This is a genomic window from Hymenobacter sp. R533113, from assembly GCF_056835965.1.
The window spans coordinates 205040-221476 of sequence record NZ_JAKWBD010000011.1; the positions used below are offsets into that span (position 1 = coordinate 205040).

Annotated in this window: 12 protein-coding genes and 1 tRNA gene; 6 read left to right on the forward strand and 7 right to left on the reverse strand. The window is 54.9% G+C overall.

All coding sequences use genetic code 11. From position 1 onward, the window contains the following. Window positions 1–59 precede the first annotated feature (59 nt). The 3 genes from MKZ35_RS07990 (at window position 60) to MKZ35_RS08000 (ending at window position 2493) form a co-directional block, all read left to right on the forward strand. Complete coding sequence (locus tag MKZ35_RS07990; protein WP_482512703.1) at window positions 60–830, forward strand: MBL fold metallo-hydrolase; 771 nt, start codon at window positions 60–62, stop codon at window positions 828–830. A gap of 95 nt (window positions 831–925) precedes the next feature. Continuing rightward, window positions 926–1504: a hypothetical protein gene (locus tag MKZ35_RS07995; RefSeq protein ID WP_482512704.1), complete on the forward strand. Its 579-nt coding sequence runs from the start codon at window positions 926–928 to the stop codon at window positions 1502–1504. Continuing rightward, window positions 1486–2493, forward strand: coding sequence for an NFACT RNA binding domain-containing protein (locus MKZ35_RS08000; RefSeq protein WP_482512705.1), 1008 nt, complete (start codon window positions 1486–1488; stop codon window positions 2491–2493). Before MKZ35_RS07995 ends, MKZ35_RS08000 begins: the two co-directional genes overlap by 19 nt. Window positions 2494–2694: 201 nt before the next feature. Here MKZ35_RS08000 and MKZ35_RS08005 read toward each other — a convergent pair. Next, window positions 2695–2777: transfer RNA gene (locus MKZ35_RS08005), tRNA-Leu, on the reverse strand. A gap of 255 nt (window positions 2778–3032) precedes the next feature. After that, window positions 3033–3587 carry a Dps family protein gene (locus MKZ35_RS08010; protein WP_482512706.1) on the reverse strand — a complete coding sequence of 185 codons (555 nt, stop codon included), beginning with the start codon at window positions 3585–3587 and terminating at the stop codon, window positions 3033–3035. 717 nt (window positions 3588–4304) lie between these two features. Here MKZ35_RS08010 and MKZ35_RS08015 point away from each other — a divergent pair. Continuing rightward, window positions 4305–6260: a DUF4394 domain-containing protein gene (locus tag MKZ35_RS08015; RefSeq protein ID WP_482512707.1), complete on the forward strand. Its 1956-nt coding sequence runs from the start codon at window positions 4305–4307 to the stop codon at window positions 6258–6260. 101 nt (window positions 6261–6361) lie between these two features. Here the strand turns inward: MKZ35_RS08015 and cfa are convergent, their stop codons facing one another. Then, entirely contained in the window at window positions 6362–7483 is a 1122-nt protein-coding gene (gene cfa / locus MKZ35_RS08020) for a cyclopropane fatty acyl phospholipid synthase (protein WP_482512708.1), read from the reverse strand. A gap of 349 nt (window positions 7484–7832) precedes the next feature. Here cfa and MKZ35_RS08025 point away from each other — a divergent pair, with 349 nt between their 5' ends. Further along, window positions 7833–8375, forward strand: a complete 543-nt coding sequence (locus tag MKZ35_RS08025; protein WP_482512709.1) for an MOSC domain-containing protein — start codon at window positions 7833–7835, stop codon at window positions 8373–8375. A gap of 14 nt (window positions 8376–8389) precedes the next feature. Here the strand turns inward: MKZ35_RS08025 and MKZ35_RS08030 are convergent, their stop codons facing one another. From MKZ35_RS08030 to MKZ35_RS08040, 3 genes are all read right to left on the reverse strand, one after another. Then, window positions 8390–10282, reverse strand: a complete 1893-nt coding sequence (locus tag MKZ35_RS08030; RefSeq protein ID WP_482512710.1) for a CocE/NonD family hydrolase — start codon at window positions 10280–10282, stop codon at window positions 8390–8392. Window positions 10283–10509: 227 nt separating this feature from the next. Further along, on the reverse strand, window positions 10510–13134 hold the full coding sequence (locus MKZ35_RS08035) for an MGH1-like glycoside hydrolase domain-containing protein (protein WP_482512711.1): 2625 nt from the start codon (window positions 13132–13134) through the stop codon (window positions 10510–10512). A 158-nt stretch (window positions 13135–13292) separates the two neighbouring features. Beyond that, entirely contained in the window at window positions 13293–14108 is an 816-nt protein-coding gene (locus tag MKZ35_RS08040; RefSeq protein WP_482512712.1) for an SDR family oxidoreductase, read from the reverse strand. A 156-nt stretch (window positions 14109–14264) separates the two neighbouring features. On the opposite strand from MKZ35_RS08040, the gene MKZ35_RS08045 reads away from it, so the two are divergent. After that, window positions 14265–14744 (forward strand): hypothetical protein, encoded by a 480-nt coding sequence (locus MKZ35_RS08045; RefSeq protein ID WP_482512713.1) that lies wholly within the window; start codon window positions 14265–14267, stop codon window positions 14742–14744. 80 nt (window positions 14745–14824) lie between these two features. On the opposite strand, the gene MKZ35_RS08050 is transcribed toward MKZ35_RS08045, so the two are convergent. Continuing rightward, window positions 14825–16252, reverse strand: a complete 1428-nt coding sequence (locus MKZ35_RS08050; RefSeq protein ID WP_482512714.1) for an RtcB family protein — start codon at window positions 16250–16252, stop codon at window positions 14825–14827. Window positions 16253–16437 lie beyond the last annotated feature (185 nt).

A 16437-nucleotide genomic window follows, 5' to 3' on the forward strand; every position in this document is an offset into this window, starting at 1 on the left:
GTATCTTGGCCGTTGTCTTATAGCTGATCGGCGCGCCCGACGGCTGATTTTTCTCTGGCATGCAAATTACCATTCTCGGTTCGGGCACCTCGCAGGGCGTACCCGTTATTGGGTGTCACTGCGCCGTTTGTCGCTCCCTGGATTACCGTGATAAGCGCCTACGCGTGTCGGTACATGTGGCGGTGGGGGGCAAAAGTATCGTCATTGATTCGGGCCCGGATTTTCGCCAGCAAGTACTGCGGGCGCGGGTCGACCACCTTGATGCCTTGCTTTTCACCCACGAGCACAAAGACCACACGGCCGGCATGGATGATATCCGGTCGTACAACTTTAAGCAGCAGCGCGATATGCCCGTGTATGCGGAGCAGCGGGTGCTTGATCAGCTGAAACGGGAGTTTGCCTACATCTTTGCCGAGCATAAATACCCCGGTGTGCCCCGCGTGCAAACCATCCCTATTCTCGACGACCAAAGCAGCTTTGCAGTAGAAGGTATTGAGGTACACCCGATCAGGGCCTTGCACTACAAGCTACCCGTACTGGGCTACCGGATTGGTGATTTTACGTACCTCACCGACGCCAATTATATCTCGCCGGAGTCGATGGAGCGGATCAGGGGCTCGCGGGTGATTGTGCTGAACGCTCTACGACGTGAGCCGCACATTTCGCATTTTTCGCTGTCTGAAGCCGTAGATATTCTCACTGATTTAGCCCCCCAGCACGGCTACCTTACGCATATAAGCCACCTTTTGGGTCGCCACCGCGACGTAGAAGCGGAGCTGCCGGAGTTTATTCGGCTGGCCTATGATGGGTTAAAAGTGGAAGTAGAGTAAAGCGTAGCGGCAAGCTTGTGTCAGGGTTCTATGCGGCGCGATTCAGAATTTGCGCTACGCGCAAGAACGGAGTACCACTCCGTTTTAATTTACTTATGCATAACAACTATTACTTCCTGCGCCAGCTTGCTCCTGGTCTTACTGCTCAGCTATCGGGCTATCAGGTGGCAGCCTGCTTTTCGCAGGAAAAAGACGAGCTGGTTATCGGCCTGACGAATGGCACTGCTGAGTTCTGGCTCAAAGCCCAGCTTACGGCTTCATTTCCGGTTCTGGCTCTACCGACCAGCTTTCACCGCACCCGCACCAATTCCGTTGATCTGCTACCGGGCTTACTTGGCCGCACCATGGCCGGCGCCGACGTATTTCCCAACGACCGGGTGCTCGCGCTACGTTTTGCCGACGGAGCTTCCCTCCTTTTCAAGCTCTACGGACCGCGGCCAAACGCCATCTTCCGCCCGGCCCCCGATGCACCCGCCGAGCTGTTTCACCAACGCTACACCACTGACGCCGAGTTAGCTCCTCTATCCGCCGATACTGCTGCGCCCTCCCTCCCGGCTGCTGGTCCACTCAAACGCTACCCATCGCTTGGCGATTTGCCCCCCGTTACTTGCGGGCGCATGGCTATGAGGCAGCTACTGAAGCGGACAAAGCGCACATGCTACGGGAAGTTGTAGCGCTACTGGAAGACCCGCAGCAGTTCTACATCATCAATCTGGAGGGGCGCACCCGCCTGAGCTTGCTGCCTTTAGGCGAGGTAGAGCAGATTTTGCCCCCCGAGCCTATTACGGCTCTACGCGCGTTTGTACCGCTATTTTTGAGCCGGCGGGCATACGAAACAGAATTACGACAGGTGCGGCAGCTTCTGGAGCGCCGGGCCGAAGAAGGCACCATTAGCGCCGGGCAGGCCCGAGCCCGTCTGCATGCCCTGGAGCACGGCGCCAGCTACCGCCAAACCGCCGACCTCATCATGGCTCACCTCACCCAGATTCCGGTGGGGGCCGCGCAGGTGGAAGTCGTTGATTTTTATCAGGATAATCAGCCTCGCCTTATTAAGCTTAAGCCCACCGAAACGCCCCAGCGCACCGCCCAAAACCTCTACCGTAAAGCCAAAAACCAGCAGATAGAGACGCGCCAGCTTCAGGAGCGCGTAGGGCGCCGCGAGGCCGACGCGTTCTGGTGCCTGGAGCGCCTGGAGGAACTGGGGGGCATTTTGGACTTGCGCGCCCTGCGCACCTGGCGCAAGACGCACGACTTACAGCCCGAAACCAAAGCCAAAGCGGCTACCGAGTTGCCGTTTAAGGTATTTGAGGATGAAGGCTTTACCATTCTGGTTGGGCGCAACGCGGCTAACAACGACCTGCTCACCCAGCGCTATGCTCACAAAGAGGACCTCTGGCTGCACGCTAAGGATGTAACCGGCTCGCACGTAGTCATTCGGCACCGGTCGGGCCACGCGGTGCCAACTCCGGTGGTAGAGCGCGCCGCTCAACTGGCCGCCTGGTACTCGCGTCGCCAGCACGACTCCCTTTGCCCCGTTACCGTGACGCCCAAGAAGTTTGTGCGCAAGCCCAAAGGCGCGTTACCCGGTCAGGTGGTGGTAGAGCGGGAAAAGGTGGTGCTGGTGGTGCCTGCTAACCCGTTTGAGCGCGTAGGGGGTAAATAAGTGTCAGCGTAGATATTGGTACGCATCTTAACAGTTCTAGCCGTACCGCAGGCAAGTGAAGCTGCTTAGGAAGTCGCTGTAACCTTTTTAGAACGTCATACTGAATCTGGCGTCCGCCTGTCGAAGCATGATTCTTGATACTTCCTAAACAGCTTTAGTAACAAAAAAGCCCGACCATAACTGATCGGGCTTTTTTGTTTGTGCGCGCGGGGAGATTCGAACTCCCACACCCGGAGGGCACCACCCCCTCAAGATGGCGTGTCTACCAGTTTCACCACGTGCGCAGTAGGATGACAAAACGCTTTACTCCAGAAACCTAGGTTTCCGGCTTCGCTGAGGCGGCGAAGTGGGCACAAAAGTAGGCACTCGTAACGCCCTACGCAAATACGCAGCGGTATTTTTTCATTGGTGAGGCCTCACTTAAATTGCTGGGGAGCTTTTTTGGAAGCGGTGTGACGTTATCCTGACCAAAAACAATACGGCGGCCTCCCCGCATGGAAAGGTCGCCGCATCATTAAACACTATTAGCTAAAAGCTGCTTAAGAACGCGCCAAAGGCGTATCAACCACATGCTCCGACACAAACCAGGTTTGCAACTCGTTCGTCCGAATCAGCTGGCTGACAATGAGGTCGTTGGTACCATCGTCGCCCGAGTCATCGGCTTTTTTGGCGAACTCATGGCACTCTTTCAGAATAATTTCGTGGGCTTCGAGCAAGCGTGATACCTGTACGGGCGCCTCCTCCCGGTCGCGGGGCGGACGCGGGATGAGGGTCGTTTCGGCAATGTCGGCGGCCATAGCCAAGCTTACGCCCCCCAGCAGTTGTATGCGTTCAGCAATGGCATCTACCAATACACTTTGCTCTTCATAATGCTTATCGTAGAGCAAGTGGAGCTGGTAAAAAGTAGGTCCTACTACCTGCCAGTGATGCTTTTTATACAAATCACGAATGGTAATAGTGTCTACCAGTAGCTGGTTGAGCATATCAACGCTTTGCTGCCGAACCTTCTCCTCCAGCCCTACCGGCATGCGCGGTGATACCACCCCAAACTTTTGGATAGCGGCGGCACGCTGGTTTACAATAGGCTGCTCCACATTACCGGGCTGAATCTTGCCTTGGTTGACGGCTACGCCATTCGATTCTTTGGGTGCAGCAGCGGCCGTTTTTTTGCAGCGGCCGGCTTCTTATCAGTGGTTTTGGTTGCCATAGAAAGGTAAGATTTAAGAACAAATTGAAAACAGACACATGCGCATGGAGGGCAATTCAGTAGTCCATTTCCGTCTTGTTGTCAATACGCAAGGCTTCCCCGCAGGTTAGCGTTATCTTCTTATTTGCTGTCGACTTTAACAGAAATTTAAGCGCGCCTGCTACCAGAGTGTACAGCCAGCTTCGGCCAGAAACACCGGGGCACTCAAGAAATCAGGGCAACTGGCTATGCTGCTCACAACGGATAGCAGCAGAATGCTAAAAACTTCTTTCCAAATCAGAATTTGGCCGTACATTAAAACATGTTACATACGACGCAACTATGTGGTTGTTGTCAAAATCAAGCTTTTCTGAATAAAAGGTATGAAATGAAAAAATATGTTGATTTATCGATTCATTTCTCACATTTTCCTCGTTAAAAAAACTATATAAAAGTTTAGCTTTGCAGGCCTTTACAGTATTTCATACAGTTCAAACGGTATTATAAATTTCATTTTTAAACCCTTAGTCGAATGCAATTACCCATACTCTCTCCTTCCTTCAGTAAACCTGCTCGCCGCGCCCCTTGGTTAGTAGGGGCTACGCTAGGTCTATGCCTTAGCGCTATGGCGCCAGCAACGGCCCAAACGATTCCTCCGTTGACGGGTCAGCTCATGTACGCTACGCAAGTAGTGGGCACTACCACCAACCTACTGTCCTTCGACGAAGCAGCGCCTGCCATCATCCGCTCAACTGCTCCCATTACAGGCCTAGCGACTGGTCAGGTAATCGTAGGCATGGACGTTCGTCCTCGCACGGGTCAGCTGTACGCTTTGGCCTATAATGCTGCGCTAACAGCTGCCAATGCTCGCCTGTATACTATCAACCCTACTACCGGCGTTGCTACCCCCGTAGGTAGCGCCGCCACAGATTTGGAATTGGGTGCAGCTACAGCGCGTATCGACATAGACTTCAATCCCGTTGTTGATCTTCTGCGCGTAGTAAGTACGAACAGAGCAAACTACCGCCTCAACCCTACGGATGGTACCATAGTAGATGCTGACCCCGCTACTGCTGGCATTCAGCGCGATGGTGACTTAAATTTTACGGAACTAAGTGGTGTAGCTCCGACTATTTCGGCGGCTGCCTATTCCAACAATTTCTTCGGCACTGGTAACTCATCGCTAGCCGTATATGATGAGGCTCTGAATCAGTTCTTTTACCAGTCTCCACCTAATGCCGGAGTGTTAAGAGCTGTTGGTGTCGTGTCGGGCCTCACAGTGAACCGTAACTCCGGTATCAGCTTGGATATCAATTCGGTAAGGTCAGGTGAAGACCTCGTACTACTGGCCGCTGCTACGGGCACCAGCACGAATACCCAGCTATTCGAAATCAACTTGGGCTCGGGGGTTGCTACACTACGGGGTACGCTTGGCAATGGATTATCCATTAGCAACGTAACATTCGCTGAGTTTGCGGTTAATCCGGTGTCGCCACCGGCCGCCCTCGCGGGTCAACTGCTGTTTGCCCTGACGGGAGGCAATTTGATTTCTTTTGACTCGAACAACCCACGCGTTATCCGCACCTCCACGTCTGTTACTAATTTAGGCGCAAATCAGACTTTAGTAGGACTTGATTTCCGTCCGGCTACCGGCGAGCTATTCGCTCTTGGGTACAACGCAACGGCAGCAACACCTACCGCAAACTCCCAACTTTACACGGTAAACCCAGGCACTGGTGCTCTCACGGCTGTGGGCGCTGCCCAACGCTTAGAGCTAGGTGATGCTGCGGCCCGCATTGGCTTCGACTTCAACCCAGTGGCAGACCGCATCCGGGTGGTGAGTTCCAATAATGCGAACTACCGCCTCAACCCTGCCAGCGGAGAAGTTACCCTTGACACTCCTTTGAACCCGGCTGGCGCAGTTATCTCATCGGCGGCTTACACCAACAGTGGCCCAGGTACTGCACCTACGGCTACCATCCTTTACAACTACGACGCAGCTACCAATCAGCTTGTTCGGCAGGACAACCCCAACGCCGGTACGTTCGCGACGGTAGGCAGCTCCGGAATCACGGTAAACGCGGCTTCTGGAGTCGATTTTGATATCTTCTTCGATCCAGCTGCTCCAGATGCTACACGGAATAAAGGCTTCTTGGTAGCCAGCACGGGCACGGGAAGCTTTGTTAATAGCGATAGACTGTACACGGTGAATCTGACAACCGGCGCGGCCACTGAAGTAGAAATTATTGGTGCCGGCATGCCTATTTCGGGCGTATCCGCTCTGATTTCGGGCACTGTACTATCCAGCAATAAGGCGTCGGCTAAAGTTAGCGCCCAAGTAGATGTGTTCCCGAACCCAGCCACCGGGGAGGTTTCTATCAACATGCCAGCCGCTCTGATCAAGCAATCGGTACAAGCTACGCTTGTTAATGCTTTGGGCCAGCCCGTAATGCGCCGCACCCTTTCGGCCCGCGACGGCGTTACGCAGCGCCTCTTGCTCACCAACGTGGCGAAAGGCATCTACATGCTTCAGCTTTCTACTCCTGAAGGTGTCGTAACGAAGCGCCTGATGGTGCGCTAATAAGCGACAACTAGTCTAACCCCAAAAACCCGCTGGCACTGCCAGCGGGTTTTTTGGGGTTAGACTAGTTGCCTGGGGGGCATTTTCATCTAGCTTACGAGCTATCTAACCGACTCATAGCCACCTAGTAATCCTCGTTTCGAGAGAACAAATTGCCAAAGCTGGTTGTGGCGGGCTCGGAAAGACGCCGCGCTGGAGAGTAGATAGTATTTCCACATTCGATAAAACCGGTCGCCGTAGGTAGGCTGCAATTGATCCCAGCTTTGGTCAAAATTCTTAAACCAAGCCATCAGCGTATAGTCGTAGTGTACGCTGAAGTTGTGGCAATCTTCGAGCACGAAGAGATGCTCCATAGCACCGCCCAACTGCTTGATGGAAGGTAAAAGGCAATTGGGGAAGATATACTTATTCGTGAATGGGTCAGCAGAAGTGCGCGAATACGCCATACCAATGGTATGTAGCAGGAAAAGCCCATCATCTTTCAGGCAGTTTGCGGCGGTACGCATGTACGTACGGTAGTTGCGGTGGCCCACGTGCTCAGCCATACCCACCGACACTATATGATCGAACTTCTCGCGCACGTCGCGGTAGTCTTGCAACCGAATTTCTATTGGCAGGCCCTTGCATAGCTCCTGCGCCAGCTTTACCTGCTCGCGGGCAACCGTCACGCCCACTACTTCTACCCCGTAGCGCTCGGCGGCAAACTTAGCGAAGCTGCCCCAGCCACAGCCAATATCGAGTACTCGCTGGCCGGGCTGGAGGTATAGTTTGCGGCAAATAAGGTCCAGCTTGTTTTCCTGCGCCTGATCGAGGTTGTCGGCGTTTTTCCAATAGCCGCAGCTGTAAGTCATGCGTTTATCCAGCATCAGCTCGTACAGATTGTTGCCGATATCGTAGTGGCGCTGGGCATTTTGGGCGGCTTTACCTCTGGCTTGGCGGTTAAGTACCTGCGTTAGCAGCACTTGCAATACACTTTTCCAGCCCAGACGAGCCGTTTTGTACAAATCAGCCCGTAGCGCCCGGAAGACAAACTCATCAATCTGCTCACAGTCCCACCAGCCGTCCATGTACGATTCGCCCAGTCCCAGCGTACCCTGACCAAGCACCCGCTGGTAAAACCGGTCGTTGTGTATCTGCAAATCCCAGGGCTGGGAGCCATTCACCTGTACGCCGGCTGGGGCAAGAATCCGGGCTACGTTTTGCTGTAATTGCTGTGCTTGCATTCAGGAACCGTATATGTCGAAGCTGTTCTTACAATAAGGCTATAATTAAGTTAATTATTACAATGATAAAACATATTTTCCTCATTATACCAAGCGAAGACGGCCTTATCATGCTGAGTTGCTCGAAGCATCTGGTGTGCTGATATTGCGGCAATAGAGGCGATTCTGTTGAGGAATTGAAGCATCTCTACTGAGTAGTAATTCCAGCGGAGCAGTAGAGATACTTCGATTCCTGAGCACGCCGTTCACTTTGGTTGCGATATTACTCCCTCATCAGCACGCCCGGTACTCTGCATCACCGGCGAACGTTATTTTTGCACTTACTCTTACGCGCTTTACTCTCTACTACATGGCTTTCCCTTTCTTCGGCGACGACAAATCGACCATTGCCCGGCTGCTGTCCACCTTGCCCCAAACCGGCCGTATCGAGTGGATTGGCATCCGGCCGGTGCGGCGCGAGCCCCTTGTGTCGCTGCCGGAAGTAGAGGTAATAACGGACGCTCACCTGCACGGCGACCACGCCCGTCCCAAGCCCGGCGGCAAGCGGCAGGTTACCCTCATCCAACACGAGCATTTGGCGGCCGTGGGGGGCTTTTTGGGCCTCGATGCGCCCGTAGAACCGGGCCGGCTGCGGCGCAACTTGGTGGTGAGCGGCCTGAATCTGCTGGCGCTAAAGAATCGCCAGGTACAGCTGGGCGAAGAGGTTATTCTGGAAATAACGGGCGAGTGCCACCCTTGCTCGCGCATGGAAGAAGAGCTGGGACCGGGCGGCTACAACGCCATGCGCGGACATGGCGGCCTTACGGCCCGCATCGTGCGCGGGGGGCAAATTTGGGTGGGCGACGCAGTTCATGTGCTGGAGCCAGTTGCCGCTGACGCTGCCACAAAGTAACGGCTGCCCCAGCGTTACGGCTGCTTTTGTACCCGTAGCCCCGATGGCCGCTGGGCATCGTGGTACAGACGTAGCGTGGCCTTCACGAAGTCTTTGTTCTCCGCTTCCGAAATATCCACGAAGGTCTGCGGGTTGCGGTCGACAAGGGGAAACCAAGAGCTTTGCACCTGCACCATCAGGCGGTGGCCCTTTTTAAAGGTGTGCAACACATCCGGCAGCTCATACTTTACCTCTGCAATCTGGCCGGGCTGAAACGGCTCCGGCTTCTCGAAGCTATTACGAAAACGCCCTCTAGTTACCTCGGCGCGCACCAGGCGCTGATAGCCGGCCAGTTGCACATTTTTCGGGTTGGGTGTCGGGTTGCGAGCCGAGTCAGGCAGTACGTCGATGAGCTTGACAATGAAGTCGGCATCGGTGCCGGTGGTGGTCACGAAGAGGTCGGCGGTGAGCGGGCCAGTCAGGGTCAAATCTTCAGTTAGGGGCGGCGTCTGGAAAACGAGTACGTCGGGGCGGCGGGCGGCAAAGCGCTGATCCTCTATCATGTACTCGTTGTTGCGGCGGGCAAAGATGCCGTCGGTGTAGGGCACGGGCTTGCTGGGGTCACTCACGTACTCCGCGAAGCTTTCCGGGGCAGTGGTAGCGGAAAAAGCAAGCGCGCCGTTGGGCTGAAAGAAGAGAGTCTGGGCTTGCGTAGCGGCGGGCGGCCACTGTTCAAACGTCTTCCACTCGTTGGTGCCGGTGTTGAAAATGGTGGCTTCGGCTTGGGTGAATTTGCCCTTGTCTTTGAGGTAAGCATTGAAAAACTTCAGCTCGATTTCCTCCTGATAATACTTTGCGGTATTGCTACCAAAGTTCAGCGGCCCAAACTGGTTCCACTCCTGCCGCGACCAAGCGCCGTGGGTCCAGGGGCCCATCACGAGGCGACTGTTATTTTTCGGGTTCTGCCGCTCAATGGCTTTATAGGTGTTCAGGGCTCCGAACAAATCTTCGGCGTCAAAAAAGCCCCCCACAACCAAAACCGCGGGTTTTATGCTTTTCAAAGCCGTTCGGATATTGCGCGCCTGCCAGTAAGTATCGTAGGTATCGTGCTCCTGATACTCATTCCAAATCTTGGCCCTATTGTTAAAATACTGGGGTGCGTTGGCGTTTTTGATCGGTCCTAAATCGAGGAAAAACTGATATAGATCTTTGGGCTTGAAGGAGAATAACGGCTGGTATTCCTCCACCGGACCCGTGCGCGGCGCATCAAAATAGTTGGTGAAAGAGAAGTTATCCAGCAGGAAAAAAGCGCCATTGTGCCGGGCGTCGTCGCCAATAAATTCGTCGGTCACCGGAGCCTGGGGCGACACGGCTTTCAGGGCCGGATGCGCGTCGGGCAGGGCGGCGGTGGCGTAGAAACCGGGGTAGGAAATGCCCGTGATACCGGCGCGGCCGTTATGGTTCGGCACGTTCTTGAGCAGCCACTCAATGGTATCGTAAGTATCAGAGCTTTCGTCGGTTTGCTTGGTTTTGTTGCCGGGCACGTTAGGCGTTACTTCCTCAAATTGGCCCTCACTTTTGTAGCGCCCGCGCACATCCTGATACACAAAAATGTATTTCTCCTGCGATAATGCCCGGCTCGTGCCAGGCCCGGTTTTGGGGTAGTTCGTTTCGCCGTAGGGAGCGGCTGAGTAGGGCGTGCGCTCCAGCAAGAATGGATACCGGTTTTTCTTGGTAGCGTCAATGGGCACATAAATGACTGTGTACAGCTTTACCCCATCTCGCATAGGAATAAGGCGGTCGAGCTTGCGGTAGTTCTGGCGGACGAAAACGGAATCCTGGGGGGCATTTTGCTGGGCCTCAGCGGCGGGCGACCCCAGTAAAAAAAGGCCAGCCAGGCAAAAGGCAGCAGTACTGAAACGAAGCATCTTAGAAAGAAGGTGAAACGGAGGAATGCGGCTTCAATAGTAGGCAATAAAATGCTCAGCAGCCTGAGTCTCTTGTTTTCTAGTATTTACCTGATAGGCCGTCATGCAGAGCACAGCGAAGCATCTCGCGTGCCGTTGTTGGATTACTACTCCCTCATCAGCACGCGAGATGCTTCGCTGTGCTCTGTATGACCAGCTTTATACTTTCTTTGTAAATCCTGCTTACGCTACGACTGTGGCTGTAACAGCCGCACGATCAGGCCAGTCCAGCCGGTTTGGTGGTTGGCACCCAGGCCGTGGCCATCGTCGCCGTGGAAGTACTCGTGGAAGAGCAGGTTATCTTTGAAGTGAGGATCGGTTTGGAGCAGCTCAGATTTACCGAAGGCCGGGCGGTGGCCGTTTCCGTCTTTTAAAAACAGCTTGGTCAGGCGCTCGGATAAGGAGGCGGCAATATCGCGGAGGTTGCGCAGCTCGCCGGAGCCGGTCGGATACTCTACTTTCAGAGAGTCGCCATAATACTTATAAAACTTCTCTAACGACTCAATAATCAGGAAGTTAATAGGAAACCAGATAGGCCCGCGCCAGTTGGAGTTGCCCCCAAACATACTGGACTCGGCCTCGCCGGGCACGTAGCCCACCGTGAAATTGGCTTCGGGCGTGGGGTACACGTAGGGGTGCTCCAAGTGATAGCGCGACATGGCCCGCACCCCAAACTCCGACAGGAATTCGGCCTCATCGAGCATGCGCCGGAGCAGGCATTTGAGACGATGGCTACGGAGCAGCGACAGCAGGTGCCGGTTGTCCTTGCCCGGCTCCAGCCACCGCGACACCAGCTCCGCCAGCTGGGGCCGATTGTCGAGCATCCAGCGCAGACGGCGGGTGAAATCGGGCATGGCCGCCAGCAGCTCGTCATCCAGCACTTCGACCGCAAACAAGGGAATCAAGCCCACGATGGAGCGTACCTTAAGCTTGGTGCGCACATTATCCGGGGTGTGGAGCACGTCGTAGTAAAACTCATCTTCCTCGTCCCAGAGGTTGAAAGCGCCGTCGCCGCTCCGGGTCATGGCATCCACGATATAAAGGAAATGCTCGAAGAATTTGCTGGCAATATCCTGATATACAGGGTTTGTTTGGGCCAGCTCCAGGGCGATGCGCATGAGGTTGAGGGCGTACATAGCCATCCAGCTGGTACCATCCGATTGCTCGATGGTGCCGCCGGTAGGCAACGGAGCCGAGCGGTCGAATACTCCGATGTTATCCAGCCCCAAAAAGCCCCCCTCGAAGATATTGCGGTTGCTTTTGTCTTTGTGGTTCACCCACCAGGTGAAGTTGAGCGTCAGCTTATGATACACTGACTCCAGAAAGTGCGTGTCGCCCTGCCCGTTGTTTTGCGCTTTATCCATCTGATACACGCGCCAGGTAGCCCAGGCGTGCACCGGCGGGTTCACGTCGCTCAGGTTCCACTCGTAGGCCGGCAGCTGGCCGTTGGGGTGCATATACCAGTCGCGGGTGAGCAGGCGCAGCTGGTGCTTGGCGAAGCGCGCGTCCACCATGGCCAGCGGAATACAGTGAAAAGCGAGGTCCCAGGCCGCGTACCAGGGGTACTCCCACTTGTCGGGCATCGAGATGATGTCGTCGTTGTAGAGATGACGCCAGTTGCTGTTGCGGCCGGTGCGGCGCTCATTGGGTGGGGCCAGCATATTCGGGTCGCCATCGATCCACTGGGACATGTCGTAGTAATAGAACTGCTTGCTCCAGAGCATACCCGCAAACGCCTGGCGCTGAATGTTGCGCGCATCAGGGTTGGTTACTTTCTCCTGCACACAGTCGTAAAACTCGTCGGCCTCTTGCAGGCGCAAAGCAAACAGGTCGGCAAAATCGGCGAATGGCGCGTCTAGCGTGGCCTGACTCAAGCGCAGGCGCACCGTCTGAGACTCGCCCGCCGGAATATGCAGGGTGTACTGCGCGGCGGCCTTCGTGCCCGTCTGGGCAGGATTAATGGCGTCGAGCTTACCGTCAATAACGTAGTTATTGATGCCATCCTTGAAAAACATTCCCTCCGCTGGCAGCCCATAGAGCCGGTCACCATTGGTGTCATTGTCACAAAAAAGCAGCTCCGGATTCTGGTCGCAGTAGAGCTGGTAGTGGCCGAGGGTCTGATGGTCAATCTGAACTACCCCAGGCTCGGTTGTGCTGAGCTCCGGCCGGTATGGGTTGTGCCCCCACGACCAGGTATTGCGAAACCACACCTGAGGCAGCACCATGATGGGGGCCATTTTTGCCCCCCGGTTGTGCACGGTTATCTGAATCAGTATGTCGTCGATTCCAGCCTTAGCGTACTCCACATACACATCGAAGTAGCGGTTATCCTTGAAGATCCCGGTGTCATCGAGTTCGTACTCAGGCTCATCGCGGGTGCGCTTGGCATTTTCTTCAGCCAGCTGCACGTACGGAAACTCCTGCTGCGGATACTTGTAGAGCATCTTCATGTAGGAGTGCGTGGGCGTGCTGTCGAGGTAATAGTAATACTCCTTCACGTCCTCGCCGTGGTTGCCTTGGCCGTTGGTGAGGCCAAACAGGCGCTCTTTCAGGATGCCGTCGGCCCCGTTCCAGAGCCCTACGCAGAAGCACAGGCGCTGGCGATGGTCAGAAATGCCCCCCAGCCCTTCCTCACCCCAGCGGTAGGCGTAGCTGCGGGCCAGATCGTGGGTGATATACTCCCAGGCGTTGCCGTTGGCGCTATAGTCTTCGCGCACGGTGCCCCACTGCCGCTCGGTGAGGTAAGGGCCAAATTTCTTCCAGACGGTATTTTGAGCGTTAGATTCAGCTAAGCGTAGTTGTTCTTGCGTCATAGGTGTGTCGTAGCCTTGGCTTACTCGCCGGGCTAAATGTAGATAGTATTGGCGGCGGGGAAAACAGAAGTAGTAGCGGCCTGTGCACCTACAGACGAGCTATGGCACCGTCCTGTACAAAGTACTGACGAGCTTATGTTTACACCGATTTCATCTCGTTACCCATTATCAGCAAAGCCGGGGTATAAGGTCATGCCGCCATCTACGTACAGGGTCGTACCATGGACATAATCGGCCTCATCAGATGCCAGCCAGGCGGCTACCCGCCCGATATCCTCTACCTCCCCAATGCGGCCGTATGGGATGAGCTTCAGCAGCTTATTCGCCGCTTCGGGTGTTTCCCAGGCTTCGTTGTTGAGGGGCGTTTTGATGGCGCCGGGCGCGATGCTGTTCACCCGGATTTTGTGCGGAGCCAGCTCCTGGGCCATACTTTTCATGAATAGCATCAGACCACCTTTCGACGCGGCGTAGTTAACGTGGCCCGCCCACGGAATGGTTTCGTGCACGGAGCTCATGCAGATAATCTTGCCCGTAGCCCGCGATACATCAGGCTGGGGACCGCGCTTGATAAACTCCCGCGCCGCCTCACGGGCACAAAGAAATTGCCCCGTCAGGTTCACGTCAATTACCCGTTGCCATTGCTCCAGGGTCATGTCTACCAGCGTCGCATCCTGTTGAATACCGGAGTTGGCAACCAGAATGTGAAGGGTACCAAACTGCTCAATCGTCTGCCGAAACATCTGCTGCACCTGGTCTTCTTTGCTCACATCGGCTTTGATGGCAATGGCTGTCCCGCCCTTTTCTTGTATGTGCGCCACTACCTGCCCAGCCTCTTCAGCATCGCTATGGTAGTTGACCACAACGCTTGCGCCCGCTTCGGCCAGTGCTACAGCTACTCCCGTTCCAATGCCTGAGCTGGCTCCTGTTACTATCGCTACTTGCTTATTTAAGCGTTTGGTAGAAGATGAAGGCATAGCATTATGTGTGTAATAAAGCTCAGAAAGGGTGACTTGGCGAGAGTCCAGTTGCGCCAAGCGAAGTTCTCCGGTACTCGATTTTGGCGGTCGGGGTTGCTACGGAGGAGTTGATGGATGCTAGATAGTTTTACCTTGTATTAAATACCTCCTCTTATGCTGACCAACAGGATTGCAGTATTGGTTTTGAGCGTAGGTCTTATGTTATCCTGTAGAGACCAGCATCAAGACACTATTACGAGAAGCCAAGCCGCTATCGATACCACTGCCGCTACGCCCCGAAATGCAAGCAAAATCATAAGCACTAAAGATTCTGATAACCAAGAAGAAAGCGCCTGTTACAAAGGTATATCCCAAGCAAAAGCAGATACTAAAGACGGAACCATTGGCTATTACTTCTGGGGAATTGGTATCCCACTCTATGCTGATACGCTAGAGAAAAAGTACGGTATGCTCATTCATCGAAAAGGTTGCATCGTCTATGATGGAGAGGTCGAAAGTTGGACGTGTTATAATCGATTCATGGACAGCGTCATTTTAGCTAAATATCACGTCAACCTTATTGAGCAAGAAGATTATAAATCAAGACAAGGAATTCGTGCCTTGCTGTCTAAGCAAAAGCGTGGTGCCAATTGAAATCGACAGGCTGAAATCTTAGCCACTACTCAATTTTACGGGTCAGCTTGATTAAATAAAAAGCTCCCCAGCTACTCCCCTCACCCTTTTCCTCTGCCACCGCCGGCGTCCATACGCACTACTTTGGGCGTGAACGTACCCAGCACATCCACTAAGTCGCGCTGGTGGGCCATTACCTGGTGAATGTCTTTGTAGGCGGCGGGCGCTTCGTCGAGGCCGCCGCCGATGAGCTCTACGCCGTGGTCGCGCAGCTGGCGGCGCATGTCGCCCTCTCCTATTTGCGCTTTGGCCTGGGTGCGACTGAGGCGACGCCCGGCGCCGTGCGACGCCGATTGGAGCGAGTCCCGCTCCCCGCGTCCGCGCACGATAAAGCCGGGCGCGGTCATGGAGCCGGGAATAACGCCGAGCACGCCTTTGCCGGCCGGTGTGGCGCCCTTACGGTGTACAATAGCTTCGCGGCCGTCCGGTAGGGTTTCTTTCCAGGCAAAGTTGTGGTGGTTTTCCACTTGTGCTAAGGGTGCATTACCCAAGCCTTTGCTGAGGCGGCGGTGAATATCGTGGTGGCAGGCGGAGGCATAGTCGCCGGCCAGGTTCATGGCGCTCCAGTACTCCTGCCCTTCCTGCGAGTCCAGCGACAGCCAGGCCAAATGCCGCGCCTGGGGCGGCAGGGGGCATTTTTCCATGGCTACTTTGGTATAATGCTGGGCCACGGCCGCTCCCAGCCCCCGCGAGCCAGAGTGCGATAACAAGCCTACGTATTGCCCCACCGGCACGCCCATTTCATTATTCGGATCGGTAATATCCACCAGCCCAAACTCCACAAAATGGTTGCCCGAGCCCGAGCTGCCAATTTGGGCCAACGCCGAATCGCGCTTGTGCCGCACCACCCCAATTTCGCGAAACTCCAGCCGCTCGAAAATGGGGTCATCGGTGAAGGGCTTCTTGAACACTTCCTTGTTGCCAAACTTAGTGTGTTCCAGCAGCAGCTTGCGTAAATCCTGGCTGTGCTTACTCAGGTAGCTGGCCGGCAACTCGAAGATAGACAGGGCCATTCGGCAGCCTATGTCCATACCTACGCCGTAGGGAATTACTGCGTTATCAACCGCCAACACGCCGCCGATGGGCAGCCCATAGCCTTGGTGAGCATCAGGCATGAGGGCTCCATCAATCGTGACGGGGAGCTGCATAGCGGTGTCCATTTGCTTGCGGGCGCCGTCTTCAATAAACCGCTCGCCGTAGCGACGGTAGTCTTTTATTTCAAGATTGAGGGCTACATCGCGCGACGGCTGGGGCACGAGCTGCTCGGCCAGGGGTCGCCACATTTCGTCGCGCAGATATTTGAATGGGTCGTTTTTTATTTCCTGCAGCAAGGCCTGCGCACTGCCCTTATCGAGTCGGCGCAGCTCGCGCTGGTCGAGGATATCGAGGGCGAGGCTAATGTGCTGGTCGTTGGTAAAACCGATCTGGCGGAGGTCCTTACTGTGAAGTTTATTGGTCGATTTGGCCATGATGCCAGGAGGTGGGTGGTACCCAGTTGTAGCGCTAATAGGTAGCTATAGGTTATGGCTGAGCTGGGATTAGCAAAGCCCATACAGTTGACTTTGGTCCATAAGAACGTCATGCAGAACGCAGTGAAGTATCTCGCCAGCGGGCGTTGCCACAGTATATGTCATGCTGAGCTTGTCGAAGCATC

What these genes read in the sequence shown, in the direction of transcription:
- MKZ35_RS08030 (WP_482512710.1), bottom strand. Translation starts at nt 10,282, where the DNA reads ATGCTTCGTTTCAGTACTGCTGCCTTTTGCCTGGCTGGCCTTTTTTTA.
- MKZ35_RS08000 (WP_482512705.1), top strand. Translation starts at nt 1,486, where the DNA reads ATGCTACGGGAAGTTGTAGCGCTACTGGAAGACCCGCAGCAGTTCTAC.
- MKZ35_RS08025 (WP_482512709.1), top strand. Translation starts at nt 7,833, where the DNA reads ATGGCTTTCCCTTTCTTCGGCGACGACAAATCGACCATTGCCCGGCTG.
- MKZ35_RS08050 (WP_482512714.1), bottom strand. Translation starts at nt 16,252, where the DNA reads ATGGCCAAATCGACCAATAAACTTCACAGTAAGGACCTCCGCCAGATC.
- MKZ35_RS08015 (WP_482512707.1), top strand. Translation starts at nt 4,305, where the DNA reads ATGGCGCCAGCAACGGCCCAAACGATTCCTCCGTTGACGGGTCAGCTC.
- MKZ35_RS08040 (WP_482512712.1), bottom strand. Translation starts at nt 14,108, where the DNA reads ATGCCTTCATCTTCTACCAAACGCTTAAATAAGCAAGTAGCGATAGTA.
- MKZ35_RS08045 (WP_482512713.1), top strand. Translation starts at nt 14,265, where the DNA reads ATGCTGACCAACAGGATTGCAGTATTGGTTTTGAGCGTAGGTCTTATG.
- cfa (WP_482512708.1), bottom strand. Translation starts at nt 7,483, where the DNA reads ATGCAAGCACAGCAATTACAGCAAAACGTAGCCCGGATTCTTGCCCCA.
- MKZ35_RS07990 (WP_482512703.1), top strand. Translation starts at nt 60, where the DNA reads ATGCAAATTACCATTCTCGGTTCGGGCACCTCGCAGGGCGTACCCGTT.
- MKZ35_RS08035 (WP_482512711.1), bottom strand. Translation starts at nt 13,134, where the DNA reads ATGACGCAAGAACAACTACGCTTAGCTGAATCTAACGCTCAAAATACC.
- MKZ35_RS07995 (WP_482512704.1), top strand. Translation starts at nt 926, where the DNA reads ATGCATAACAACTATTACTTCCTGCGCCAGCTTGCTCCTGGTCTTACT.